Here is a 24,852-nt window from a genome sequence, read left to right on the forward strand (position 1 = left end):
TCACGTTTCCTTAATCAGGCCTTTGCCATTCTATGTTTTACTTGAGTTGTTGCCCAACCGAGTACTGGTAAATGCTGGTAAACCAACTCTGTCAGATCATAAAAATCCCGGTGATAATAAATGCGCTGGCCACGCCAACGCAGCTCGGTACAGCCGTGAACTTCAATTGGTTTGCCTTTAGCTATTGCCGGATGGGATAAGGTCATAATCCAGCTGATAAAACTAAGCTGTTCCCCGTCAGTCTGGCTCACCGGATGAAATTGACAATATGTCAGACGCTGATAGGCATGAGCAAAATAGCTGGTAAGATTATCCCGGCCATTTATCTGATGCACCGGATCAATAAACGTAACGTCCTCGGTATAAATGTCTGCAAGTTTGTCTAAGCCATCATGCGCCAACGCATTATAAAACTGCAAAAAACCTGCTAATTTATTTTCAGCATATTCATTCATCTGACTTTTTAACCTCAGTAAACAACGCCAGGGTAATTTTACGTGCTTCATTGTGGTCAACTATCGGTGGCCAGTACTTTGCTGGTGTGGACTTTTTATGGGGCCAGTGGATTTCTTTATTGTCTAATTGGGCTAACTCGGGCAGATAACGGCGGATAAAGGTGCCCTCAGGGTCAAAGCGCTCACTTTGGGTTACCGGATTAAAGATCCTGAAATAAGGTGCGGCATCTGTTCCGGTTGACGCCGCCCATTGCCAGCCACCATTATTTGCGGCGAATTCACCATCAATCAATTTAGTCATGAAATATTGCTCACCCCATCGCCAATCAACGTGTAAGTCTTTAACCAGGAAACTGGCAGTAATCATCCTGAGCCTGTTGTGCATCCAGCCGGTCTGATTTAACTGACGCATTGCCGCATCAACAATCGGGTAACCGGTTTTACCATTGCACCAGGCAGTGAACAATGACTTATTATTGTGCCAACGAATTGCAGCAGTATCTGCCTGAAAAGGCTTATGTTTAATCAGTTGAGGATAGGCCACCAGAATATGTTTATAGAACTCCCGCCAGATCAGCTCAGACAACCAGACACTGGCGCCGCTTTTTTCCTGTTCCAGAGCTGGCCCGGCTTCAATAAGCAAACGACTTACACACTGTTGGGCCGATAACACCCCACAAGCAAGATACACAGACAAACCTGACGTGCCGCTAACCGCTGGGAAGTCGCGGCCGTCGTTATAATCTGCGACACGTTGCTGACAAAACTCGCGCATATTTTCCAGCACGTGTTTTTCTGCGACTGGCCAATTAACAGAACTGTCATCGCCTTGGTTCATTGCCGCAAAGCCGAGCTGCTGTGCCAGGTCCTTAACCTCAAAAAGCGCTGAGCTGTTTGCTTTTGGAAAACAATGCACCTGCTGCTCCTGCAAACGAGCTAACCAGTTCCGTTTAAAGGGAGTAAACACTTTATAGGTGTCACCACTATGGGTACGAATACTGCCGGGTGGCATGATACACAGCCTGTCATACCAATTAACTGCGACCCCGGCCTGCTGTAGTTGCTGACTGATTATTTTATCGCGGTGCTGTTCGCGCAGTTCATACTCAGTCTGGCCGTACAGGGCAACCATTCCAGCATCGGTTAGTTTGCTGAAGATGCCTTTGCAAGCTTGATAGCTATCTGCTTCAACGGTTAGCAAGGCGATGTTCTGATTATTTAGCTCCGTTTTCATCTGGCAGATACGACGCCGGATAAAATCTTGTTTTATCGGTGCCATATGATGTTGTTGCCAGGTCTCTGGCGTGGCAATAAATAGCGCGATGACAGCTCCAGCCGGGTCTTTGCTGGCTGCCGCTGCTGCATAATAAAGCGCGGCGTTATCGTATGAACGTAAATCATTACGTAACCAGACGACATGCAGTGAAGATGAGTTTGCCATATCAGGCTCGTAATCCAAGTTGTTCCGGATAAGGGTTGAAGTATCGTTGTGCTGCGACATATTGATTTGGATAGTGACGCAAATGATGAGCAAGTAAAGTCAGAGGCGACATCAGCGGCAAAAATCCCTGACGGTAGCGCTCAATTAAATCAGCCAACTCATGTTTCTCGGCCTGACTTAGCGACTTTTTCAAAAAACCCTGTAAGTGTTGTAATACATTTGCATGCTGCTTGCGGCTCGCAATATTTTTCAGCGCTTGCATTAAATCAGTAAGGTACCTGAGAGATAACTCTGCAGCATCAAACAATTTAGCACTGGCTACCAGCCGGCCAAGCTCCCGGTAAGCAACCGGGCTATGCGCCATCACCAGAAACTTATAACGACTATGAAACTTTACCAGCTTGGCCGTACTAAAACCGTCCTGCATCTGCTGTTGATAATCATGGCAGGCATATATCCGGGTAATAAAGTTTTCACGTAAAGCAGGATCAAGTAACCGACCATCCTCTTCAACTGGCAACCAAGGGTAACGCTGCATTAATTGCTTTGTAAAGACACCCACACCTACTTTGCCAAGCTGTTGTCCGCCGTCATCATACAACCGGACCCGTTCCATCCCACAACTGGGTGATTTAGCGCACACCACGTATCCGCTCAGCTCTGCCAGTTTAGGGAGTAATTGTTCAGTGTAAGCTAACATTTCTGACGTATGGTCAACCGCAGGATCACGACTTTGCACCAGTCTGATATTAAGTTGTCTGTCACGCTGCAAACGTATCGCTGGCCTTGGCACACCAAGACCAATAGCCTGCTCCGGACAAACTGCAACAAATTGCACCAGCGGTTTTAATTGCTGCAGGCAAAAACTCGATGCTTTGTGACCGCCATCAAACCGCACCGGCTCGCCTAGAACACAAGCGCTGATCCCAATTCTGATTGTCATACCCTGAAAACTCTGCCCATTGATTAATTAACCCTGATTCAAAGTTAAGTTGCGAATATTATTTTATAACGGTAGTGAACCCTTTTCTTTACAGATAAAGCCAGGCCACGGATCAGTTTACAGCTGAAATTTTGCAACGATAATACCGCCAAAAAAAAACGATAGTTACCCGCATAGTAACTATCGTTTTTTTAGTTATTCAGGTTGAAAAGCCATCAACCCAGCTCACCACCACACTTATAATCTCATCGATTATTCCGCAAGCCGCTACATAGCAGTAAATCAGGCTTTACTGGTGCCGGTTTCAACCCTGGACTTTAACTTCTGGCCTGGCCGGAAGGTAACTACACAGCGGGCGGAAATCGGAATATCTTCCCCCGTTTTCGGGTTCCGGCCGGGTCGTTCATTTTTCACCCGTAAGTCAAAGTTACCAAAGCCAGATAACTTTACTTGTTCACCCGCTTCCAGCGCGGTACGAATTTCTTCAAAAAAAGCTTCTACTATCAATTTAGCATCACGTTTGCTAACGCCAAACTTGGTAAACAAACGTTCTGCTAAATCAGCTTTGGTAAGCGCCATTCTTAATCCCTCAACGTTGCGTCGAATTCGTCTTTAAGCACGTTAACCACCTGATTTACAACAATTTGGATATCTTTATCCTCAAGGGTACGTGTTTTATCCTGCAAGGTCAGAGCAATAGCAAGTGACTTGTAACCGTCTGCTACACCCTGTCCGGTATATACGTCAAACAATTTTAGGTCAACCAATTGATTTACGCCAACTTTTTTTATACTAGCAGCAATATCAGCAAAACGCACATCCGATTTCACTACAACTGCCAGATCCCGACGGTTAGCCGGATATTTTGATAATTCCGCAGCTTCAACAATAGCACGCTGCCCAAGCGCTGCCAGTTCCAGCTCAAATAAATACGCTTTACCTTTAATTCCAAGTTTACGTTCGGCTTCCGGATGCAAGGCACCAACATAGCCTACAACCTTGCCAGTACGGATAACCTGGGCGGTCTGCCCGGGATGTAATGCACTATGTTCAGCATGGCGGAAAGTAAATTCTGCAGTTGCCGAGGTAATACTCAGCAATGCCTCAACATCACCTTTTACGTCATAAAAGTCAGTTGGCCGCTCAGCAATCGCCCAGTGCTCGTTGCTTAAGGAACCAACAACCAGACCACCTATTACCTCTACCTGCCGCACCCCACCCTCTGCTGACGCGTCCGGAATAAACTTGAGACCATACTCAAAAAAACGTAATCGTAATTGTTGCCGGTTCTGATTGTGCTGTGCGGCCTGAATCAGGCCTGGCCATAGGTTTAACCGCATTGCCGACATATCTGCAGAAATAGGGTTAGGCAAAATCAGGGCGGACTGGTCCGGAAACAGGATCTGCTGTACTTTTGGATCAACAAAACTGTATGTGATGGCCTCCTGATAGCCACGGTCAACGAGCAAATCTCGCATCCGCTGTACACGCAATTCCGCTTCGCTGAACTTGCGCATACTCAGGGCCGCTTGTGGCGCCACGTTCGGTATGTTGTTATAACCATATACCCGGGCAATCTCTTCAATCAGATCTTCACTGATCTGAATATCAAACCGGTAACCAGGGACAGTCACCACCCAACCATCGCGGGTGTCTGTCACTGTTAAACCTAACCGGGTCAGAATATCGCTTACTTCTGCTTTTGCTATCGGATGACCCAGTAACCGCAGCAGTTTTGCTTCAGTCAGGCTAATCTCAGCAATTTTAGGTAAGTGCTCAGCTGCAACGGCTTCCACTACCGGGCCCGCTTCGCCACCAACTATTTGCAACAGTAACGCTGTTGCACGCTCAATAGCAGTTCGTTGCAACTCGGGGTCGACACCACGTTCATAGCGGTGTGACGCATCAGTATGCAGACCATATTGGCGGGCTTTGCCAGCGATCGCTAACGGTGAGAAAAAAGCACTTTCCAAAAAGATATGTTTAGTTTTGCCAGTAACCCCGCTTTGCAGACCGCCAAAAATACCGGCCATTGCCAGCGGTTTCTCACTATCGGCAATTAACAGGGTATTGGCTTTTAATTCAACTTCAGTTTCATCCAGCAAGACTAACTTTTCGCCAGCACGGGCAAAGCGAACATCGATATCCCCTGCCAGCTCGTCTAAATCAAAGGCATGCATTGGATGACCTAACTCGAGCAACACATAGTTTGTCACATCCACCACAGGGTCGATACTGCGCACGCCACAGCGGCGTAATTTTTCTGTTAACCACAGGGGGCTGCTCTGACTAAGATCAACATTTTTAATAACCCGGCCCAGATAGCGAGGACAGGCTGCTGCCGCTGACAATGTAATCGCTTTTTGTTCAGTAATTGTTGGGGCAACAGCAGCGATCTCTGGCTGACAAACACTCAGTTTGTTTAACACCCCTACTTCGCGGGCTAAACCTTTAATGCCCAGGCAGTCGGCCCGGTTGGGGGTCAGGTCCACTTCAATGGTGTTATCATCAAGCTGTAAATACTGTCGCAGATCGGTGCCTATCGGCGCATCTGCTGGTAGCTCCATAATACCGTCTGAGTCTTCTGCCATGCCAAGCTCAGAAAAGGAGCACAACATGCCGTTTGATGGCTGGCCACGTAACTTCGCCTTTTTAATCACGAACTCACCCGGCAGCACTGCGCCGACTTTGGCCACTGCAACTTTTAAACCGAGGCGGCAGTTCTTGGCGCCACAGACTATATCCAGCAGTTCCGGCTGACCAATATTTACCTGGGTAACTTGTAGTTTGTCAGCATCAGGATGCGGACCGCAGGCGACAACTTCACCCACTACCACGCCGGTAAATACGCCAGCAACCGGCTCAATACCATCAACTTCCAAACCAGCCATCGATAGTTGTTCAGATAAGGTTGCAGTATCAATCGCCGGATTAACCCACTGCCGTAACCATGCTTCACTAAATTTCATACTTAGAATACTCCGCTTATCTGAACTGCTTTAAAAAGCGTAAATCATTTTCGAAAAAGGACCTGAGATCAGTCACGCCATAGCGCAGCATGGTCAGCCGTTCCACCCCCATGCCAAACGCAAAACCACTGTACACCTCGGGGTCAATCCCAACGGAGCGCAACACATTTGGGTGCACCATGCCACAGCCTAACACTTCCAGCCATTTGCCGTTCTTGCCCATCACATCAACTTCTGCTGATGGCTCGGTAAACGGGAAAAATGATGGCCGGAAACGCACCTGCAAGTCTTCTTCAAAGAAATTCTGCAAAAAGTCATGCAAAATGCCTTTTAACTCGGTGAAGCTGACATTCTTGTCTACCATTAACCCCTCTACCTGATGAAACATCGGGGTGTGAGTTTGATCGTAGTCGTTGCGATACACCCGGCCTGGAGAAATAATTCGCAGTGGCGGTTGTTGTTGCTCCATGGTCCGGATTTGCACACCAGAGGTCTGGGTGCGCAGCATCAGCTTGGGGTTAAAGTAAAAGGTATCGTGATCAGCCCGCGCCGGGTGATGCTCAGGAATATTTAATGCATCAAAATTGTGAAAATCATCTTCAATTTCCGGGCCGTGCTTTACAACAAAACCTAATTCGGTAAAAAAGCTCTCAATCCGGGCAATGGTGCGGGTAACCGGATGCAGGCCACCGTCATCCAGTTTGCGACCTGGCAGCGTTACATCAATCTGCTCCTGCGCCAATTTGGCAGCCAACTGAGCCTGCTGCAATTGATCCCGCTTTTGATTTAGCGCGTCCTGCACTTGCTGTTTAAGTTCATTAATTTGCTGGCCGGCAATTTTGCGCTGTTCAGGATCCATCGCCCCTAATGATTTCAGCAGTTCAGTTATACTGCCTTTTTTACCCATAAAGGTTACGCGAACCTCTTCCAATGCCGCTATGTCTGGTGCAGCAGCAACAGCTTGCAGTGCATTGTCTAATATTGCAGTCAGATTCATCTTTGTCCTCAAAGCAGCCAAGATAGTCAGTCAGATTAAAACCGCTAATGATACACCAAAATGGCCGGTAAAACGCAGTAGCTAAGTGGCTTTTTTCAGCAAAAATAACGCTTAAGTGGTTAAAGAAGAATAGATTTAATAAAAGGAATGGTTAACTTACGTTGGTGGACGATAGAGGCTTTATCGAGCTCATCTAATATCGCAACCAAAGAGCGGATGTCGCGCTGATAGCGATTTAACAAAAAGCGGGCAACATCGTCTCCCAGCTCCATGCCGCGCTGATGGGCTTTTTGTTGTAACAGTTTCTGTTTATCGTCGTCTGTTAGTAAACGTAGTTGCAGACTCTGACAGGCATGCAGTCTGGAGACCAGATCAGCTAATGTAAAACCCAGTTGCGCCGGTGCCTGATTAGCAACGATAACCAATGCTTTGCCCTGTTCAACCATCCGGTTGTACAGATCAAATACTGCTATCTGCCAGCTGAGATCATCTGCTATTGCCTGAATATTGTCGAGGCAAACAACATCCAGTTGTTCCAGATTATCGAGCAGTCGCGGGCTTAATTGCTGATAATCCTGCAACGCCAGCAGTTGACTGGTTAAGCCCTGCTCCTGCGCAAAAATGCACGAAGCATAAAGCAGATGTGACTTGCCGCTGCCACTGGCACCAAACAGATAGAGGGGTGGCTGGCCGGCCGGATGTTGCAGGTAGCGCTTAACCATACTAACTGCCTCGGTCTGACCTGCCGCATAAAAACTATCCAGTGTTTCATCGTCTGGCAGCGTGACCGCCAGCGTATATTGCAATGGTTGCATCTAACGTCTGATAAACACATATCTGGCATCGCTTTGCGACACCAGGTTCAGTTCAACTGCAGGGTCAAATCGTTCAGTTATTGTGGTTGTTACGTCTGATTGAGTTGCTGTATCAGCCAACGATAAAGCTGGCTCCCATTGCAGTATGCGGGTCAGTTGGGCCAGTTCGATCTGCGAATCAACAGCAAAACGCGCTTCGTTTTCTGTAAACTCACTGAGGGTTACTGCGGCCACGCCTAGTATCCGACTTAATAATCGCTCTACTGTCACCACATCAGCCAGACTGTGTATATCTTCAACGGTCACCTGAAAGGTCTGATGTTCAGAACTTAATAGCACAGCTTGCTCTGCGGCCAACTCGCGGGTTAATGCCAAACTGAACGCATTGACCAGCTCTGTAACGTCTGCGGCAGTAACATCGTTGCGGACTATTCTGCTCTGATTAGTTCCCTGTGCCGGACTTTGCCGCTGCCAACTAAGACGTAGCAGAGTTGCACCGTCCTGAGTCACTTCGTCCAATGCCAAAGTCATGATCATATCTGGCCGGTAGCGAATGCTCGCCTGTTCGATAGGTTGCCAGAAACCCGCCCAGACATCGGTTTCCGACAATTGCATTAAATCATCAATATCGTAAAGGGGCAGTGTTGCCGGAATACCATTCTCACTGAGGCTTTGCAGTAACAACTTAACCACATCATTTTCTGACTGGCGTAAAAAAACCCGTTCCGATGCTTGTTGCTGTACTATCCATAACAGAATTTCAGGGCGATGTGCCCCCCAGATAGCGATATTCTGTTGTTGTAATAAATCGTTAATCAACCTGGCGTCAAGCAACACTTTTAAACGGCTGGAACCGTTCTGGCGCAACGACTCAAACTGCTTTACATATTTGCTGGCGTTTTTCAGCTCACTGGCAATTGCCGGATACTCTGTGAGTTCAGAGATACCGGTTAATCGGGTAATAACCTGCCCCAGCGCATTGCTCTGCCATTGGCGTTGATTTTGGTCGGCGCTGACATCAGCAACATAGAGGTTATCAACCTCAATAGCCCACACCAGACTGTTAAATAACAGTAGTAAGCTTGCCAGCAACAGCTTAAAGGGTTGCATTTGTTGCACTATTTGAACTCCTCATTTATCTGCGTAGCATAGTCAGACAGGTGTATATAACATAACAAAGCCACCTGGCGGTGGCTTTAGTGTGGGCTTAATTCAGGTTCACGCCAAGCCGGCTGGCCACTTCTTCGTACGCCTCTACGACCCCGCCCAGTCCTTGACGAAACCGATCCTTGTCCAGTTTTTTACGGGTGGTTTTATCCCATAACCGGCAGCCATCCGGTGAAAATTCATCCCCCAGTACGATCTGACCGTTAAACAAACCGAACTCAAGTTTAAAGTCAACTAACAGCATACCAGCATCATCGAAAAGTGCCTTCAACACGTCATTTGCTTTAAAAGTTAACCGTTTCATTTCTGCTAATTGTTCAGCAGTTGCCCAGCCAAACGACTCAGCTAAAGATTCGTTTACCATTGGGTCATGTAATGCGTCGTTCTTTAGAAATAACTCAAATGTCGCCGGGCTAAGTTCAATTCCTTCAGTAACACCCAGTCGGCGAACCAGTGAACCAGCTGCATAGTTCCGCACGACACATTCTACCGGAATCATTGTCAGTTTTTTAACCAGCACTTCATCGTCAGCAAGTAGGGCTTCAACCTGAGTAGGAATACCTGCCTGTTCCAGCTTTTGCATGATAAAGAAATTAAATTTATTGTTTATCATACCTTTGCGATCTAGCTGCTCAATACGCTCGCCGTCAAACGCAGAGGTATCATTGCGAAAGTGAAGAACAAGTAAGTTTTCATCAGTCGTGTTGTATACTGTTTTAGCCTTACCGCGGTACAATTCTGTCGTTTTTTGAACCATTATTCACTCCGTTCGCCTGGCGAAAAAATCAGGCGAAAGTATAAAGATCTTTATGCCATTGGCAAATGACTTTTTCGGGCTTATGGCTAAAGTTCTACTTTAGCTGCTCTAATTGCTGCAACAAAAGAATCATATGCCGCGACAATAGTATCAGCGGCTAACGGCTCACCGTCTTTGCTTAACAAATTGATCACTGTACCCGCTGCACTGCGTTGCAGCACAATCTGATAATCAGTTTCGGCAATCGGCAGCACCGGTGGCGGCTCCCGGCCCATCAAAGTTGACCACATCCCCCGACTTGGCTTGCTATAGCTTACATAATAGGTAAAGGCCGAACGATCAATATCGTTAACGGTAATATTAAGCTGCTCAAACACAGGTTCTAACTGCGACCAGGTAACATCAATAGCCTGTTGGGTAACAAATGCCGGCTCTCCTGCGCTGTTTAAACCAGGTTCAAGACCCACGTCGGGTACCCTATCCCGGTTTGCAATGGCAGTTTCAATTTCGGCTACTGCTACCTGGTTAATTAGCCCATTTAATAATGTTACTTCATTATCCCGGGCGGCGGCTTTGCTCAGCTGGGCCTGCTTATCAAAATACCGATGTTCCAACAACGTTACCGTCACAGTTGCCGTTCTGCCATGTGGACGCGGCTCTATATTGATAGTGTAGCGGGCTTCATCCAATTGTTGCTCATCTTGCCAAAACCAAAAGCCTTCAGTGCGGTAACGTTTAATCCAGCCTGTTTCAAAATTCAGGTTGTCGTTGTCTGTGGCTGTAATGTCAATATTCTCAGCCGCAAAGTAATTAGTAATTTGTGTCTTTAGAAATGGTAACAAATCGCCTGTCAGATCATTTCTTTCAAACATTACCCGGGCCAGTTTTTCAGCTTCATCAGTGATCCGGCTGCTAGACGCTGTTGCCAGCACCAGTACCGGCGACTTATCGGCTATCTCGCCCGCTACGCCCTCGCTTTCCGGAATATCATACTTGCCTGGTTGACGAGGAGCCGCCAGCTCGGCAGGAATATCCAGGTTAACTTGCTGACGTTGCGCACGGCTGCCGGGTTCATCCTTAAATACCGAGCAACCGCTTAGTAAAACGGTCGCCAGCGACAATGTGATACAACTCTTTTTCCAATAATGCACCTGTACTACTCCTGAGAAAATCGTTCTGAATGCCTGGCAACAAATGCCAGCTAAAATTAGTCAATATAAAATCCGGCCCCTAAGCCAGCACGCCAGCCTGTTGTAGTGCCTGTTCGATTATCCCATAGTGAATTGGTTCCAGCTGGGTCAGTGGCAAACGCATAAAATCTGAGTTAATTAACCCCATTCGCTGCAACGCCCACTTGGTTGGAATGGGATTTGATTCTATAAAAAGCTGATGATGCAAGCCTTGTAACTGGTCGTCTAACACTTTGGCTGCTGTCGTTTGCTTCGCCAGGGCCAATTTACACAACCGGGCCATTTGCCCCGGCACCACATTTGCCGTAACTGAAATTACACCATGACCGCCTGCTTGCATAAAAGCAAGACTCGAGGCGTCATCACCGCTTAATAACGCAAACTGCGCCGGGCAACCCTGCTGCAATTCGCTCAGCCGGGCCAGCGAACCGGTCGCTTCTTTAATTCCCACGATATTGTCGGTCATCGCCAGCTCTGCTACCGTTTCAGGTAGCAGGTCAACGCCTGTGCGCCCTGGTACGTTATACAACAACAGCGGTTTAGCCGTAGCGGCAGCTACTTGCTGAAAATGCGCCAGCAAGCCTTTTTGCATTGGCTTATTGTAAAATGGGGTAACCGTCAGAAAGCCATCTATTGCCAGTTTATCAAGTTCACGGGTGCGGGCTATGCCTTCACTGGTTGCATTAGTGCCATTACCCGCCAACACCGGGATCTGGCCGCTAACCTGACTCACTACCCGCTCGATAATATTAAGCTGCTCGGCAAAGCTGATGGTCGCAGCTTCCGCTGTTGTACCCATAATAACCAAGCCATCAGTGCCTTGCTGCAAATGAAAATCAACCAGATGATCCAGACCTTTAAAATCGATCGTGCCGTCGGGCAGCATAGGGGTTACTAGGGCAACAAAACTTCCACTAAACATCACAGACACGGGCTCCACCATAAACTCGGGCGATAATTATAAGGCGGCCTATGTTAAAGAGTGCAGCAGACAAACACAAGACGCGAAAACGATAATGCTAATAGTTAGCCTAAGCTGCTTATGGTAAGCTTAGCAGCTTGTTCAGTATCACTTTTTTATTTCAACATGTTTGGGTTGGAGTGTTATGTCTCAACAACTGGTAATTACTGCTATTGGTACTGACCGAACAGGTATCGTCAGTAAGCTGGCCCGGCTGGTTACAGATTACAATGCCAATATTATCGACAGCCGGATGGCCGTATTTGGCAATGAATTTACATTTATCATGCTAATTCAGGGTGATCAGGCGGCAATTAGTAAAATTGAATACCTGATCCCAGCGCTCGGATTGGAACTTGATCTGACAACCATGACCAAACGTACCAGTGCCCGACCCAGAACCCAGGTTGCTGCCCATTACGTGCTGGATTACTCAGGACCCGACCGGGTCGGTACCATGGGCGCAATAACCGGCTTACTGGCCAGTCAGAATATTTATATCGGTTCACTACAGTCGGCGACATCGGTTAATGACGACAATAGCGTTTATATGCACTGCCAGATGACCCTGGAAATTCCGGATGGTGTGCAGCCAGCGCTAATTGAACATGATGTTATGGCGCTTCTGGCAGAACTGAATCTTTCGGGTACCTTTACTGTCCGTTAGGTACCAGCCATTATTGAGATAAATGTTGAGGTTTAAGGAACTACTATGCAAACATTAACAGCCGGCCAGCAAGCGCCAGACTTTACCCTTCCCGATCAGCACAACCAAGCGGTTAGTTTAAGCGGTTTACTTAAAGACAGCAGAGTACTGGTGTATTTTTACCCCAAAGCTATGACACCGGGATGTACAGTTCAGGCATGCAGCCTGCGGGACAGCCAGGCGCAGTTCGCTGAGTATGGTGTTAAAATTGTCGGTATCAGCACTGACACTCAGGCAAGGCTGGCAAAGTTTGCCGAACGCGACCAACTTAATTTCACCCTGCTTGGTGATGAAGATCATCAGGTCGCCGAACAGTTTGGCGTGTGGGGTAGTAAGAAATTTATGGGTAAAACCTATGATGGTTTGCATCGGCTAAGCTTTCTGGTAAACCAGGACGGCAGTATTGCTCACGTATTTGATAAATTTAAAACCAAAGACCATCATCAGGTGGTACTGGACTACCTGCAACATCATTAAGCGCGTTGGTAACCGACATTTGTCGTGCCGGCTGGCTATTCTGACTTGTCTTTATTCCAAATGCCGGCAAAACGACTAGGATAAACAAAACCTTACAGGAGATGTTATGAATATTCTGACCAAAATGCTGGTCGGTTCTGCGGTATTGCTTGCATTTAGCAGCGGCCTGCATGCCCAACAAACCACTGAAATTAAATCCGAAAAAGCCACTTTGCAGTTAGACGTTGTCAGTGAAGGACTCGAACACCCATGGGGCCTGGCATTTCTGGCCGATGGAAAAATGCTGGTAACCGAGCGGGCCGGCCGGATGCGCTATGTCAACGCCGATGGCAGCCTCAGTAAACCGATCTCGGGATTACCGGACATCACAGTCGCTGGTCAGGGTGGTTTACTGGATATTGTGCTGCACCCGCAGTTTAATCAAAATAATCAGATTTTTTTCAGTTATAACGAACCCGGCGCCAGCGGCAGCAGCACTGCAGTGGCCCGTGCTACTCTTAAAGATAACGCGCTGAGCAATTTACAGGTTATTTTCAGTGCCCAGCCTAAATTTGAGAGCCGGCATCACTTTGGCGGCCGTTTAGTCTTTGCAGACAATGGTGACTTATTTATAACACTTGGTGACCGTGGCCAGCGCCGTGACGATGCCCAGACGCTAGACACTCACCATGGTAAAGTGGTCAGAGTAACAACCGACGGTAGTCCAGCGGATGCAAACCCTTACCTTGAACAGAATAATGCCCTTGCCGATGTCTGGTCATATGGGCATCGTAATATTCAGGGCGCGGCGTTGCACCCACAAACTAAGCAGCTCTGGACCCATGAACATGGCCCGCAAGGTGGTGACGAAATTAACATCGCCCGCGCTGATCACAACTATGGCTGGCCAGAAATTACTTATGGTGAAGAATATGGTGGCGGTAAAATTGGTAAAACCAAGCAAGATGGAATGGAACAACCGTTGCATTATTGGGTACCGTCAATCGCACCAAGTGGTATGACATTTTACACGGGTGAGCTGTTTAAACCCTGGCAGCAGAACCTGCTGGTGGGCTCACTAAAATTTGGTCAGTTGGTGCGGCTGGAATTAAACGGCGAGAACGTCAGCCACGAAGAGCGGATAATGATTGGCCAGCGTATTCGTGATGTCCGGCAAGGGCCGGATGGCGCGGTATACTTATTAACTGATCGCAAAGATGGTCAGATCTTACGATTAACGCCAAAAAAATAACAGGATAATGCCTTTTGCTTCGTTTTAAGCCACTTGTTACCGCCAGTTCGCTGGCGGTACTTTTTATTACGCCAGCTATCAATGCTGAAGAGCCAGTAGAGATCATCGTCGTCAGCGCTACCAATAGTGCGCAAAACTGGCTGCAAAGTCCCGCCAGTGTCGATATATCCTGGCCAGAGCAATCAGGCTTATTATTCGACAGCGCCCAGTTATTGCAAGGTATCGCCGGCTTGCAAGCAGACAGCAGGGCCAATTTTGCCCAGGATACCCGCTTAAGTGTCCGGGGCTTTGGCAGTCGTAGCCCTTTTGGAATAAGGGGCATATACCTGCAACAAGATGACATTCCGCTTAGCGCACCGGATGGCCAGGGCCAGTTGGCCAGTGTGCTGCTTGATAATATACAAAGTATAGAAGTGCTGCGGGGGCCTCTGGCGGTGCTGTATGGTAATGGCGCGGGGGCGGTAATTTCACTCAATAGCCGGCAACCCAGGCAGAGCGAACTGACCGCCAGTGCAGCACTAAGCGAACAACATCAACAGCAGCAGCTTAATCTTGCTTTGGTTAATGATCAGCAAAGCCTGCAACTGGCAGCAAAGCAATTTAAAACTGACGGTTACCGGCCACATTCGCGGGCAGCAAAAGACCAGATGCAACTTAGCTGGCAGCGGCAGTTAACTGACAGCCTGCAGCTGAACCTGCGTTATGACTGGGCATATGATCCCTACTTACAGGACCCGCTGAGTTTAAGCCCGGAGCAGTGGCGGGAAAACCCACGCCAGAGTGTAGCAGCCGCCCGGACCTTCGATACCGAGAAAACGGTAAAGCAACGGCAAACCAGTATCAGTTTATCCGATGACAGTACTAACCCCTTTCAGCTTGCGCTGTGGCAGGGCGAACGCGATATCAGTCAGCGGCTGGCCTTTCCCGGTTCAGCTATTACTTCAGCAGGCGGTGAAGTACTGCTAAACAGGCAGTATCATGGCCTAAAAGGCCAGTATCAGCTGATACTGCATAACAATGTTAATGCAGTTATTGGCGGCAGTGCCGTGCAGACCGACGATCGGCGCTTTGGCTTTATCAATGATTTTGGACAGCGCGGGGAGCTGCGTCGGGATGAAGAAAACCAGGCCAGTAACTTAGATGGATTTATCCGGGTGAATTATCAGGCCAATGCTGATATTAACTGGCATGGCGGCTGGCGTTACACCGATTTAGCCTACCAGATAACTGATTATTTCATTCAGGGTGATAACCCGGACGATAGCGGCCGGCGAAACTACTATCAGCAAGCTTTTGCGCTTGGCGTTAACTGGCAGTTAAGCTCACAACTGGCCTGGTTTGCCAGCGCCGGAAAAGGCTTTGAAACCCCGACTCTGGCAGAACTGGCATACCGCCCTGATGGCGGAGGAATTAACCTGCAACTAGACGCCAGTACCAACCGGCAGCTGGAAACAGGCCTTAAATGGCAAAATAACCAGCAGCGCGCCAGTTTCAGCCTGTTTACGATCGCAACGGACAATGAAATTATCGCCCAAAGCAGTGATGGTGGACGCACCAGTTTTGCCAACGCCAGCAAAACATCCCGATTTGGTCTTGAGTTTCAGTGGCATTATCAATTATCAGCTCAATGGCGCTCTGAGCTAGCCGGTCATATCTTGCAGGCAGAATTTGATGATGGCGTACGCGCAGGCATGCAGTTACCCGGAGTGGCTGGCAGTGAGCTCAACTGGCAGTGGCACTTTACACCCCTATCAACCTTACCCTTACACGTTACGTTGCAAGGCCATTATCGTAGTAAAGTCTATACCGATGATGCCAATAGTGATGCCGCCCCCGCCGCTATCTACTTCAATGCCAGCATCAACAGTCAGCAGCGCTATCAGCAATGGCAATTTAGCCAATGGCTTAGCCTGAATAACATTACGGATAAAGCCTATGTCGGTGCAGTCGTCGTTAACCAGGCCAATGGCAGATCATTTGAACCTGCCGCAGGCCGTGAATTTGCAGCCGGCATTAGCGCAACTTATCGTTGGTAATTGTGGCCTGGCACCGCTGACCTGGTAACTTTTATCAGGAAACTATTACCTGAAAACCTTGGCCCGCTGACCTTGGTATTTCAGTTAGGGTTCGACCGGGCCATTTACGGCAGTTTCATGCTGTGGGTGGACCCTGCTCGACCAGGCTTTTATTGTCGCTTTAACCAGCGATGCCAGCGGTATAGCAAAGAAAATCCCCCAGAAACCAAACAGCCCCCCGAAAAACAGCACGGCGATAATAATAAACACCGGGTTTAAGTCGACGACTTCAGAAAATAGTAGAGGTACCAGCACATTGCCGTCTAACGCCTGAATAATACCGTAAGCCAGCATCAGATAACCAAACTCTGCCGTAAGCCCCCACTGAAACAGCGCTACCAGGGCTATAGGCAGCGTTGCTAATGCAGCGCCAATATAAGGGACCAGCACTGAAAATCCGACACATACCGCCAGTAATAACGCATAATTCAAACCAAACAGGGTGAAGACGACAAAACTGACCGCACCAACAATCAGGATCTCGAGAATTTTGCCACGGATATAATTCATAATCTGGCCATTCATTTCATGCCAGACCTGACTTATCAGCTTGCGCTCAGTTGGCAGCAAGCCAACAAAGCTGGTGCTTAACGACTCTTTGTCTTTCAACATAAAAAACACCATTACCGGTACCAGAACCAGATAGATCAACACTGCGACTAAATCAAAAATTGAGGCCAGTGACAGTGATAAAATTTCCCGGCTGAACGTCATAAGCCGTTCATCGGCGGTTTGAATCATCAGGTAGATTTGTTCAGCACTTACCACCCCCGGAAACATTTCGGGCAGCTCAAGCAAATAGGTTTTGCCTGATTCAATCATGCTGGGTAAATCACGCGCCAGATTACGTCCCTGGGCCCAGGCCGCAGGAATAATGGACATAACGATAAGTGTAATGACGGAGATAAAGGTCACGACCACGACGCTGGTACTGATGGTACGGCTAAAACCCAACCGGGTTAACCGGGTGACGGGCCATTCCAGTAAATAAGCAAATGCAATGGCAACTAGTACCGGCCCTAGCATGCCGCTAAGCCAGTAAATAGCCAGAAAACCCAATAACAGCGTTAAAAATAAGGTGACAACCTGCGGGTCTGAAAACTTATTGGTATACCACTTTTTTAACCAGTCCAGCATAATGCCGCTCCAACCCTTTGCCTTTACTAATAACTTATTGGTTTAGTATAACTAACTTACAACAAATTTTGTGGCTAATCTGTCAGAGCAACGGCAGATTATGCTAAATTAACTGCCCTTTTTGCAGAATAGTCTGATTGCTTAACTTCAGCGAATAGCGCTGCGGGTTTTACCCGCTTGCTACTGAACTAAAACGCCAGATTGCAGACCAATAGTCCAGTTAATGCCAACATCTGACACTAATATCGGGGCAGTATGTCATATAAAGCAGCACAGCAGTTTTTAATTGGTTGCCTGGCCAGTTTCAGTATTTTGAGCAGCCCGGCGATGGCTCAGTCTGGCTTGCCTGATATTGGTGGCAACGCCTTCTCGACTATAACACCTGAAAAAGAGAAACAACTGGGCGATGTGTTGATGCGCCAGACCCGGGGGAATTTGCCCATGGTCTACGATCCATTGCTTGACGAGTATATCAATGACCTGGGTAACCGCTTAGTTGCCCGGGCTAATGATGTTAAATTTCCTTTTAAGTTTTACTGGGTTAACAATAAAAATATTAACGCTTTTGCGACCCTGGGCGGTAATATTGCTTCGCATACCGGCACTCTGGCCATCTCCGATTCTGAGAGCGAATTTGCCTCAGTTATAGCGCATGAAATAGCCCATGTAACCCAACGTCATATTGCCCGCTTTGTCGAAGCCCAGAATCAACGTGCTCCTATGTCGTTAGCCGCAATACTGGGGGCCGTTGTACTGGCAACCGTCAACCCTGATGCCGGTATGGCTGCAATGATGGCAACCCAGGGTGCAGCACAGCAAAGTGCCATTAACTTTACCCGGGGTAACGAGCAGGAAGCCGATCGAATTGGGATGAAAGTACTGGCTGAGTCGGGTTTCGACCCTTATGCAGTGCCCGAATTTTTTTATAAACTGACGCAGCAAAATCGTTTTGTAAATCAGCAATTGGCGTTTTTGCAAACCCACCCGCTGTCTCAGGCCAGGGTAAGTGACACCCGGCTTCGGGCCGAGCAATTTCCAAAGCGTTACGTGCCCGATAGCAAGGATTACATTTTAAGCAAAGCCCGGGTGTTAGCACGTTATCAATACCCGACTAAAGAAACGATAGAGATATTTCAGCAAAGGTTGAGCCAGCCGGGTGGTAACACTAAAGCCAACCTTTACGGTCTGGCCCTGGCTAAACTTGACAATAGTAAGTTTGTTGAAGCCCAGGAGATTATTGAAGAATTACTGCAACAAGACCCACACAATTTGTATTATGTAGATGCCTACACAGATATTTTACTGGGCCAGAATCAATTTGAAAAAGCGCTGGAAATGCTGGAGCAGGAGTACCTGATCAGACCCAATAACCAGGTTGTTACCCTGAACTATGCTAATGCGGCGGTTAAAGCGGGCAGTTATCGCCTGGCAATCCACCTGCTGCGCAACTTACTCTATTATAAGAGCGACAATATCCTTGCTTACGACTTACTGTCTGATGCCTACAAGCAACTTGAAGATTATCCGAAATATTATGAAGCCCGGGCAGATTTATACTATCAACTGGCGAACTACCCGAAAGCCATTGATGATCTGAACGAAGCGTTAAATCATATTGGAGAAAACTCCCGCCTGGAAAACAGGCGGGTCGAAGCAAAAAAACAACAGCTCCAGGCTGAGTTTGACCGGCTTAAACAAATGTAACCAAGGTTATTTTATCAGCTTCTTACAGCTAACCAGACACTGAACGTTAACGGACACACTATGATTACGATTTACCACAACCCTCGTTGCTCAAAAAGCCGCGATGCCCTGGCGTTGCTGCAACAACATGACAGTGATAATTTAACTGTTATCGACTATATGAAAACCCCACCAACCTGTGCTGAATTAACCGTCATTCTTGCCAGACTTAACCTTTCTGCCCGCAGCTTACTGCGCAGTAAAGAGGCAGAATATAGCGCGTTGCAACTTGACAACCCGGCCCTTAGCGAACAACAACTGATTAAAGCAATGACAGAAAATCCGAAGCTGATTGAGCGGCCTATTGTTATTAATGGTGATCGGGCAGCCATTGGCCGGCCATTAAGTAATATAAGCGCAATTCTCTGATGAGCGCTCAGGTTTTGGTACTTTATTACTCCAGGCATGGCAGCGTGGCAGCACTGGCCGAGAAAATTGCCATTGGTATTACCCAGGCCGGTGCCATAGCGGTTGTTCGCAGTATTGCCGGTTTTGAGCAAGAGCACCCCTGCCGTCATCCCGCTGTCAGCAATTCGGATCTGCGCCTGTGTGATGGTCTGGCATTTGGCAGCCCGGTGCGTTTTGGTAACATGGCGGCTGAGGCCAAAGCCTTCTGGGACAATACCAGTAGTGTCTGGCTAAAAGGTGAACTGATCAACAAAGCCGCCGGTGTGTTTACCTCCTCTGGCAGTATGCATGGGGGCAATGAAGCTAATTTATTGAGTATGATGTTACCCTTACTCCACCACGGCATGGTATTAATGGGCATTCCCTATGCTGAGCCGGAATTACACAATACCCAAACTGGTGGCACGCCCTATGGCCCGACTCATGTCAGTGGTCTAAAAGGTGATACCAAATTAAGTGTGGATGAGCAACGCCTGGCTGTCGCTTTTGGTAAGCGACTTGCTCAACTGAGTATGTCCCTTAAATCTGCAGGTTTTGACAAACAATGAATAACGACACTGAAGTGGCAATGGCACCTAAAACCAGATTGTATCTGAGAATAGCCCGAACCGGATACTGGGGATTATGGTTGCTAATCCCATTGTGGTTGTTATGGTTAGCCCCGGCAAGCTATGGTGGCGCCAGTGAGGTAACAGGCAATAAATTAATCAGCACTGGCCTGTTGTGGTTGCCGCTATGGTTGCCAATGTACGGCATTATTACCGGCAAAGCCTATACCTTTGCCTGGGCTAATTTTATTGTGATGATTTACTTTTTGCATAGTTTAACCAACCTATGGGTCAGTTCAGGTTTATATCAGTTGCTGGCAGGCGTTGAGCTGGTATTAGCTTCAGCAATGTTTATTGGCTGCACTTACTATGCAAGGCATCGGGGGATAGAGCTCGGGTTAAAAATCCCCAGGCTGAAAGACGATCCACGACAGTAACCATCGACCAGTGTGATTTAGTCGGCTTGTTCGCCTTTGTAGCGGCGCAGTTGGCGGGCAATGAACTTATTATCTACCAGTGTATTCAGCCCTCTGATTAAACGTGAGGCCAACTGGGAATTATGACGACTGATTGCACAGTAAACCGAAGGGGGTGCTGACCAGATAGGATCAGCACCAAAATTTCCTACCCCCCCATTATTCATAAAAAAATAATAAGACAAGTCGACACTCATCACCACATCAAGCCGCCCTTGCTCAAGTCGTTTTAAGTTACTTTGTAACGAATGAGCATCGTCGCGAATAACATCGCCCAGCGCAAACACTTGCTCCAGCTCAGGGTAAGTAAAGCCCCGGGTTGTGCCTACCCGTTTGCCGGCTAAATCAGGTAACGCATTAATGGGTGGGCTATCAGCCCGACGGATAAATAATTGCTGGGTAGCAAATAATGGCGGGCTCCAGAAATACTGACTCGGCTCTGCCACCCAATCCGGATTGAGAAAACAGGCAATATCTGCCTGTCCTGACTCCAGCCAGCTTTCTATCCGCGCCCTGGGTAAATCCAGATACTGAATATCAAGCTGACTCACCAGTGCTAATGCATCCAGAATATCTTTACTTAAACCGGCGCTCAGTCTGCCAGAGTCATCAAAAATGGCATAGGGAGGCGTATTGCTGTCACTAACCACAGCCCGTAAAGCGCCTCTTTCGCTGGCAGCAGCAGTGAAGCTTGCTAACCCTATCAGCAATAAGAGCCTGACACCCTGGCGCAGGATAAACAGCATTAAAACCTCTTCGCATTCCACACCGTTATGGTTTACTAAATTAATTTAACATGCTTTATTAAAATAGCCAGTTTAGCGACACTCAGAAATATCAGGCAGACTCCGATCTGATACCCCCCAACAGCCGTAACCTTAATATGTTCGGCAACTGAATCGCAGTGAATTGAAGTATGAGTAAACAACTGGCGTTATTTCCATTAAGCAGCTTTATTTTACCCGGCGGTAAAATGCGCTTACGTGTGTTTGAAAAACGTTATATCAGGCTGGTAAAAGAGGCTGGACTGGGAAAGCGCAGCTTCGCGATGGCTTTACTAAACCCTTTTGTCACCCAGCAACATAAAGATCGGATCCTACCACTGGCAACCGAGGTCGTTATTGACGATTTTGAACAACTTCCAGATGGCCTGTTAGGTATCACCGTCCGGGGGATTTCCCGGGTAGAAATTACCCGGCGCTGGCAGGAGGAAGACGGTCTGAATGTCGCACAGGTTAATGAGTTAAGCAGCTGGCCTGCAACACGACTGAGTCAGCGCTATACCGACCTTGCCAGCTCACTGCTCCACCTGCTGGCAGAATACCCTCAATTACAGCAACTCTATCCTGAGCCTGAGCTTGATAACGCCAGCTGGCTGGCATCGCGCTGGCTGGAATTAATGCCAATGCAACCCGGGTTGAAACAAAAGCTGTCAGCTGAGCATGACCCACTAACCTGCCTGGAAAGTTTGCAAAACTGGCTTGAACATAATACTTGAACAATGTGAGCTTAATACCGTTTACCTAACACTTGCCTATTCTATTCCCAAATATTTATGCACCTGAACACTTAGCCGCCAGTTATGTTTTTTACAGTAAGCAATGGCCAGGGCGGTTGCTTTAGCTTGCTGGCTAATCGGCTGCAGATAAATTAGCTTAGTGCTGATGTCAGTTTGCTCTAACAATTGTAAAAGCTGCGCTATATGTTTATCCATGGCCACCGGATGCTTTATTTCATCCGCCCGGTCCAGCGCGCTTTGCAACACGTTATAGCCACCTTTCATATTTATCTTTGGCGATACGGTAACCCAGCTCTTTGCCGGTACCCGAATCTCAAAGGTGCCGCTGGTTTCAATTTGGGTTTGATAACCAGCGTCTTGCAAAGTGTTACAAAGCGGATTGAGATCATACATGCAAGGCTCACCGCCGGTAATTACCACGTGTCGTGCCTGGTAACCTTCATTTTTAAACAGGGTCAGTATTTGTTCAGCAGATACAGAAGTCCACTGCTCCGTATCACCGGCTTTGGCCATCATCTTGTCCAGCTTAACTTCAAGCTCAGGATTAACCAGCCAGGTATGCTTGGTATCACACCAGGCGCAACCCACCGGGCAACCTTGCAGCCGGATAAATATCGCAGGCACCCCGGTAAAACTGCCTTCGCCCTGGATGGTTTCGAAAATTTCATTAACCTTATACAACAAGCCGCGGTTTCCTTTATGACAAGCAGGTGATCTGACCGCGATGTTCAAGTACAATGCGCGGCCAATTTGTCCGGTATTATACAGAGAGAGGCACTGATGAGCCAAAAAGTTGTGGTTATTTATTCTGGTGGTATGGATTCTTTTACCATATTGCACAAAGCAGTAGCCGCCGGCCACGACGTTTATGCGTTATCATTTAACTATGGCCAGCGTCATGTTAAAGAGCTGATATGTGCCGCCAATGTTTGTAAAGAACTGAATATAAACCATAAAATTGTTGATATTTCAGCAATTAACCAGCTGATAAGTGGCTCATCCCTGACCAGTGACATCGATGTGCCAGAGGGCCATTATGCCGCCGATAATATGAAATCGACAGTGGTGCCCAACCGCAACATGATATTGCTGTCGTTAGCCGTGGGCTATGCCGACTCAATCGGTGCCCGGGCGGTTTATTATGGCGCGCATTCCGGTGACCACTTTATTTATCCGGATTGCCGGCCAGAGTTTGTCCAGAAAATGAATGATGTTTGTCAGATTGCCAACTACCAGCCGGTTGATATTGTCAGCCCTTATCTTTATCAGACTAAAATTGAAATATTAGCAGACGGCCTGGCAATGAACCTTGATTACAGCAAGACCTGGACCTGTTATAACGGCCGTGAAAAAGCCTGCGGTAAATGTGGTTCCTGTCAGGAGCGTTTAGAAGCCTTTGCCCTGAATAACGCTACTGATCCGCTTCCCTACGAATAACATGTCGTTGCAACTGATCCAGAACCACTCCTTCTAACATATTGGTTATAACATATAGAGAAGCGGCCTTGTTGCTGCTTTTGTTGTCTCTATAATGGCGCAACTTTTTATTTTAGCGATAGTTTTACGCTCAGGTGGTAACGTATGTTGGCGTTCTGGTTTGCAATCCCCTTCTGGCAACGGGTACTAGGTGCCTTGGTTCTTGGCATCATAGCCGGCCTGGTGTTAGGTGAAGCCGCCACCGTGTTAAAACCGCTGGGCACCCTGTTTATTAATGCCATTAAGATGCTGGTTGTGCCGTTAGTGTTATTTGCCCTGATCACCAGTATTACCTCGCTGGCTGATAACCAGAAAATGGGCCGACTGGCCGGTAAAACTATTGGCTTATTCTTGTTCACTGCTTTTATTGCCAGTTTAATTGGCTTAACCATAGGTAGCTTAATGAACTGGGGCGATGCCCTGCAACTTACCGCCAGTGAGGTGCGTGAACGCACTATCCCACCGGTAGCCGATGTTATTACCGGTTTAATTCCTACCAATCCGGTTGCCGCGCTGGTTAATGGCAATGTGCTGCAAATAATCATCTTTGCCAGTCTGGTCGGGATTGCTATAAATGTCGTTGGCGAAAAAGCGGAGCCAATGAAAAAAGTAATCCATGCGGGCGCGGAAATAATGTATCAGATCACCCGAATGGTTATGCAGTTAACACCTCTGGGCGTATTTGGTCTGATGGCCTGGGCCATCGGCAGCTTCGGGTTAGCCACCCTGCTGCCACTGAGCAAATTTATTATTGCGATCTATATCGCCTGCTTTATTCATATCATTGTTGTGTACGGTGGCTTGGTAAAACTGTTTGGCGGTATCGGCATCCGGGCCTTTTTCAAGGCAGTATTACCCGCCCAGCTAGTGGCTTACAGCAGTGCCAGCAGCTACGGCACCCTGCCGGTCAGCTACAAAGTAGTTACTGAAGATCTTAAGGTTGCAAAAAGTTATGCCAGCTTTGTGCTACCGCTGGGTGCCACCATTAATATGGATGGCTGCGGCGGAATTTTCCCGGCGATAGCGGCTATTTTTATTGCCCATATATATGGCATACCGCTGGATACCCTGGATTACCTGCTTATCGCTGGCACGGCAACGCTGGCTTCAGTTGGCACTGCCGGCGTGCCCGGCACGGCGATGGTAATGTTAACGGTTACTCTAAGTGTGGTTGGCTTACCCCTGGAAGGTATTGCCTTTATCGCGGCAGTCGACCGGATCATCGATATGATGCGCACCGCCACCAATGTTACCGGCGATACCATGGTAGCTTTGGTGATAGGCCGCTCAGAAGGCTTAGTAAATGAAGCCGCCCAGCCAGATATGCCAGATACTGCTGCCGCGGTTACGCGCTAGCATTC

25 protein-coding genes are annotated in these 24,852 nt (G+C 47.9%); 11 read left to right on the forward strand and 14 right to left on the reverse strand.

All coding sequences use genetic code 11. The annotated features are described in order from the left end of the window. Nucleotides 1-14: 14 nt before the first annotated feature. The 11 genes from KG631_RS06735 to dapA all read right to left on the reverse strand — a co-directional run bounded on the left by KG631_RS06735 (nucleotide 15) and on the right by dapA (nucleotide 11,656). A complete protein-coding gene (locus KG631_RS06735) occupies nucleotides 15-455 on the reverse strand; it encodes a nuclear transport factor 2 family protein (protein WP_213997098.1) in 441 nt (146 codons plus the stop codon). Continuing rightward, nucleotides 448-1,896, reverse strand: a complete 1,449-nt coding sequence (phrB, locus tag KG631_RS06740) for a deoxyribodipyrimidine photo-lyase (protein ID WP_213997099.1) — start codon at nucleotides 1,894-1,896, stop codon at nucleotides 448-450. Before phrB ends, KG631_RS06735 begins: the two co-directional genes overlap by 8 nt. Before the next feature lies 1 nt (nucleotide 1,897). After that, entirely contained in the window at nucleotides 1,898-2,839 is a 942-nt protein-coding gene (locus tag KG631_RS06745; RefSeq protein ID WP_213997101.1) for a DUF523 and DUF1722 domain-containing protein, read from the reverse strand. Nucleotides 2,840-3,121: 282 nt separating this feature from the next. Continuing rightward, on the reverse strand, nucleotides 3,122-3,418 hold the full coding sequence (ihfA, locus tag KG631_RS06750) for an integration host factor subunit alpha (RefSeq protein WP_213997103.1): 297 nt from the start codon (nucleotides 3,416-3,418) through the stop codon (nucleotides 3,122-3,124). 2 nt (nucleotides 3,419-3,420) lie between these two features. Further along, nucleotides 3,421-5,808, reverse strand: a complete 2,388-nt coding sequence (pheT, locus tag KG631_RS06755; protein WP_213997107.1) for a phenylalanine--tRNA ligase subunit beta — start codon at nucleotides 5,806-5,808, stop codon at nucleotides 3,421-3,423. Between the two features lie 16 nt (nucleotides 5,809-5,824). Further along, on the reverse strand, nucleotides 5,825-6,805 hold the full coding sequence (gene pheS, locus KG631_RS06760; RefSeq protein ID WP_213997110.1) for a phenylalanine--tRNA ligase subunit alpha: 981 nt from the start codon (nucleotides 6,803-6,805) through the stop codon (nucleotides 5,825-5,827). A gap of 119 nt (nucleotides 6,806-6,924) precedes the next feature. Then, on the reverse strand, nucleotides 6,925-7,620 hold the full coding sequence (hda, locus tag KG631_RS06765; protein WP_213997114.1) for a DnaA regulatory inactivator Hda: 696 nt from the start codon (nucleotides 7,618-7,620) through the stop codon (nucleotides 6,925-6,927). Then, entirely contained in the window at nucleotides 7,621-8,730 is a 1,110-nt protein-coding gene (locus tag KG631_RS06770; protein WP_301003668.1) for a DUF2066 domain-containing protein, read from the reverse strand. It lies immediately after the preceding gene. 97 nt (nucleotides 8,731-8,827) lie between these two features. Then, nucleotides 8,828-9,544, reverse strand: coding sequence for a phosphoribosylaminoimidazolesuccinocarboxamide synthase (gene purC / locus KG631_RS06775; protein ID WP_301003664.1), 717 nt, complete (start codon nucleotides 9,542-9,544; stop codon nucleotides 8,828-8,830). 86 nt (nucleotides 9,545-9,630) lie between these two features. Beyond that, nucleotides 9,631-10,695, reverse strand: a complete 1,065-nt coding sequence (bamC, locus tag KG631_RS06780; protein WP_365868347.1) for an outer membrane protein assembly factor BamC — start codon at nucleotides 10,693-10,695, stop codon at nucleotides 9,631-9,633. Between the two features lie 79 nt (nucleotides 10,696-10,774). After that, on the reverse strand, nucleotides 10,775-11,656 hold the full coding sequence (dapA, locus tag KG631_RS06785; RefSeq protein WP_213997257.1) for a 4-hydroxy-tetrahydrodipicolinate synthase: 882 nt from the start codon (nucleotides 11,654-11,656) through the stop codon (nucleotides 10,775-10,777). A gap of 184 nt (nucleotides 11,657-11,840) precedes the next feature. Between dapA and KG631_RS06790 the strand changes: the two genes are divergently transcribed. The 4 genes from KG631_RS06790 (at nucleotide 11,841) to KG631_RS06805 (ending at nucleotide 16,145) form a co-directional block, all read left to right on the forward strand. Continuing rightward, the gene (locus tag KG631_RS06790) at nucleotides 11,841-12,362 is read left to right on the forward strand and encodes an ACT domain-containing protein (RefSeq protein ID WP_213997119.1); all 522 of its coding nucleotides are present in this window, start codon (nucleotides 11,841-11,843) and stop codon (nucleotides 12,360-12,362) included. Nucleotides 12,363-12,407: 45 nt separating this feature from the next. Then, on the forward strand, nucleotides 12,408-12,878 hold the full coding sequence (bcp, locus tag KG631_RS06795; RefSeq protein ID WP_213997122.1) for a thioredoxin-dependent thiol peroxidase: 471 nt from the start codon (nucleotides 12,408-12,410) through the stop codon (nucleotides 12,876-12,878). 106 nt (nucleotides 12,879-12,984) lie between these two features. Next, nucleotides 12,985-14,109, forward strand: a complete 1,125-nt coding sequence (locus KG631_RS06800) for a PQQ-dependent sugar dehydrogenase (RefSeq protein WP_213997124.1) — start codon at nucleotides 12,985-12,987, stop codon at nucleotides 14,107-14,109. Between the two features lie 14 nt (nucleotides 14,110-14,123). Then, nucleotides 14,124-16,145, forward strand: a complete 2,022-nt coding sequence (locus tag KG631_RS06805) for a TonB-dependent receptor (RefSeq protein ID WP_213997126.1) — start codon at nucleotides 14,124-14,126, stop codon at nucleotides 16,143-16,145. A gap of 84 nt (nucleotides 16,146-16,229) precedes the next feature. Here KG631_RS06805 and KG631_RS06810 read toward each other — a convergent pair whose 3' ends face one another. After that, nucleotides 16,230-17,321 (reverse strand): AI-2E family transporter, encoded by a 1,092-nt coding sequence (locus tag KG631_RS06810; RefSeq protein WP_213997133.1) that lies wholly within the window; start codon nucleotides 17,319-17,321, stop codon nucleotides 16,230-16,232. Nucleotides 17,322-17,576: 255 nt separating this feature from the next. Between KG631_RS06810 and KG631_RS06815 the strand changes: the two genes are divergently transcribed. Genes KG631_RS06815 through KG631_RS06830 form a run of 4 tightly spaced genes read left to right on the forward strand, consistent with a single transcriptional unit; the run spans nucleotide 17,577 to nucleotide 20,457 of the window. Continuing rightward, nucleotides 17,577-19,025: a M48 family metalloprotease gene (locus KG631_RS06815; RefSeq protein ID WP_213997135.1), complete on the forward strand. Its 1,449-nt coding sequence runs from the start codon at nucleotides 17,577-17,579 to the stop codon at nucleotides 19,023-19,025. Between the two features lie 60 nt (nucleotides 19,026-19,085). Continuing rightward, nucleotides 19,086-19,433 carry an arsenate reductase (glutaredoxin) gene (arsC, locus tag KG631_RS06820; protein ID WP_213997136.1) on the forward strand — a complete coding sequence of 116 codons (348 nt, stop codon included), beginning with the start codon at nucleotides 19,086-19,088 and terminating at the stop codon, nucleotides 19,431-19,433. Then, nucleotides 19,433-20,020, forward strand: a complete 588-nt coding sequence (gene wrbA / locus KG631_RS06825; protein ID WP_213997137.1) for an NAD(P)H:quinone oxidoreductase — start codon at nucleotides 19,433-19,435, stop codon at nucleotides 20,018-20,020. The genes arsC and wrbA overlap by 1 nt, the downstream gene beginning before the upstream one ends. Continuing rightward, nucleotides 20,017-20,457, forward strand: a complete 441-nt coding sequence (locus KG631_RS06830; RefSeq protein WP_213997138.1) for a DUF2069 domain-containing protein — start codon at nucleotides 20,017-20,019, stop codon at nucleotides 20,455-20,457. The genes wrbA and KG631_RS06830 overlap by 4 nt, the downstream gene beginning before the upstream one ends. Before the next feature lie 17 nt (nucleotides 20,458-20,474). On the opposite strand, the gene KG631_RS06835 is transcribed toward KG631_RS06830, so the two are convergent. After that, nucleotides 20,475-21,242 carry a transporter substrate-binding domain-containing protein gene (locus KG631_RS06835; protein WP_213997139.1) on the reverse strand — a complete coding sequence of 256 codons (768 nt, stop codon included), beginning with the start codon at nucleotides 21,240-21,242 and terminating at the stop codon, nucleotides 20,475-20,477. 170 nt (nucleotides 21,243-21,412) lie between these two features. Between KG631_RS06835 and KG631_RS06840 the strand changes: the two genes are divergently transcribed. Next, nucleotides 21,413-21,994: an LON peptidase substrate-binding domain-containing protein gene (locus KG631_RS06840; protein WP_213997141.1), complete on the forward strand. Its 582-nt coding sequence runs from the start codon at nucleotides 21,413-21,415 to the stop codon at nucleotides 21,992-21,994. Between the two features lie 36 nt (nucleotides 21,995-22,030). On the opposite strand, the gene queE is transcribed toward KG631_RS06840, so the two are convergent. Then, entirely contained in the window at nucleotides 22,031-22,699 is a 669-nt protein-coding gene (queE, locus tag KG631_RS06845) for a 7-carboxy-7-deazaguanine synthase QueE (RefSeq protein ID WP_213997145.1), read from the reverse strand. Between the two features lie 96 nt (nucleotides 22,700-22,795). Between queE and queC the strand changes: the two genes are divergently transcribed. Together queC and KG631_RS06855 are read left to right on the forward strand one after the other, a co-directional pair. Continuing rightward, nucleotides 22,796-23,452, forward strand: coding sequence for a 7-cyano-7-deazaguanine synthase QueC (queC, locus tag KG631_RS06850; RefSeq protein ID WP_213997151.1), 657 nt, complete (start codon nucleotides 22,796-22,798; stop codon nucleotides 23,450-23,452). Between the two features lie 144 nt (nucleotides 23,453-23,596). Then, entirely contained in the window at nucleotides 23,597-24,847 is a 1,251-nt protein-coding gene (locus KG631_RS06855; protein WP_213997153.1) for a dicarboxylate/amino acid:cation symporter, read from the forward strand. Nucleotides 24,848-24,852: the final 5 nt, after the last annotated feature.

Origin of the sequence: Arsukibacterium sp., from assembly GCF_018402695.1 — a bacterium.
Taxonomy (GTDB): Bacteria; Pseudomonadota; Gammaproteobacteria; order Enterobacterales; family Alteromonadaceae; genus Alishewanella.

Bases quoted from the DNA above. Each gene is read 5' to 3' on its own strand.
- KG631_RS06735 (WP_213997098.1), bottom strand. From the start codon at position 455: ATGAATGAATATGCTGAAAATAAATTAGCAGGTTTTTTGCAGTTTTAT.
- phrB (WP_213997099.1), bottom strand. From the start codon at position 1,896: ATGGCAAACTCATCTTCACTGCATGTCGTCTGGTTACGTAATGATTTA.
- KG631_RS06745 (WP_213997101.1), bottom strand. From the start codon at position 2,839: ATGACAATCAGAATTGGGATCAGCGCTTGTGTTCTAGGCGAGCCGGTG.
- ihfA (WP_213997103.1), bottom strand. From the start codon at position 3,418: ATGGCGCTTACCAAAGCTGATTTAGCAGAACGTTTGTTTACCAAGTTT.
- pheT (WP_213997107.1), bottom strand. From the start codon at position 5,808: ATGAAATTTAGTGAAGCATGGTTACGGCAGTGGGTTAATCCGGCGATT.
- pheS (WP_213997110.1), bottom strand. From the start codon at position 6,805: ATGAATCTGACTGCAATATTAGACAATGCACTGCAAGCTGTTGCTGCT.
- hda (WP_213997114.1), bottom strand. From the start codon at position 7,620: ATGCAACCATTGCAATATACGCTGGCGGTCACGCTGCCAGACGATGAA.
- KG631_RS06770 (WP_301003668.1), bottom strand. From the start codon at position 8,730: ATGCAACCCTTTAAGCTGTTGCTGGCAAGCTTACTACTGTTATTTAAC.
- purC (WP_301003664.1), bottom strand. From the start codon at position 9,544: ATGGTTCAAAAAACGACAGAATTGTACCGCGGTAAGGCTAAAACAGTA.
- dapA (WP_213997257.1), bottom strand. From the start codon at position 11,656: ATGTTTAGTGGAAGTTTTGTTGCCCTAGTAACCCCTATGCTGCCCGAC.
- KG631_RS06790 (WP_213997119.1), top strand. From the start codon at position 11,841: ATGTCTCAACAACTGGTAATTACTGCTATTGGTACTGACCGAACAGGT.
- bcp (WP_213997122.1), top strand. From the start codon at position 12,408: ATGCAAACATTAACAGCCGGCCAGCAAGCGCCAGACTTTACCCTTCCC.
- KG631_RS06800 (WP_213997124.1), top strand. From the start codon at position 12,985: ATGAATATTCTGACCAAAATGCTGGTCGGTTCTGCGGTATTGCTTGCA.
- KG631_RS06810 (WP_213997133.1), bottom strand. From the start codon at position 17,321: ATGCTGGACTGGTTAAAAAAGTGGTATACCAATAAGTTTTCAGACCCG.
- KG631_RS06815 (WP_213997135.1), top strand. From the start codon at position 17,577: ATGTCATATAAAGCAGCACAGCAGTTTTTAATTGGTTGCCTGGCCAGT.
- arsC (WP_213997136.1), top strand. From the start codon at position 19,086: ATGATTACGATTTACCACAACCCTCGTTGCTCAAAAAGCCGCGATGCC.
- wrbA (WP_213997137.1), top strand. From the start codon at position 19,433: ATGAGCGCTCAGGTTTTGGTACTTTATTACTCCAGGCATGGCAGCGTG.
- KG631_RS06830 (WP_213997138.1), top strand. From the start codon at position 20,017: ATGAATAACGACACTGAAGTGGCAATGGCACCTAAAACCAGATTGTAT.
- KG631_RS06835 (WP_213997139.1), bottom strand. From the start codon at position 21,242: ATGCTGTTTATCCTGCGCCAGGGTGTCAGGCTCTTATTGCTGATAGGG.
- KG631_RS06840 (WP_213997141.1), top strand. From the start codon at position 21,413: ATGAGTAAACAACTGGCGTTATTTCCATTAAGCAGCTTTATTTTACCC.
- queC (WP_213997151.1), top strand. From the start codon at position 22,796: ATGAGCCAAAAAGTTGTGGTTATTTATTCTGGTGGTATGGATTCTTTT.
- KG631_RS06855 (WP_213997153.1), top strand. From the start codon at position 23,597: ATGTTGGCGTTCTGGTTTGCAATCCCCTTCTGGCAACGGGTACTAGGT.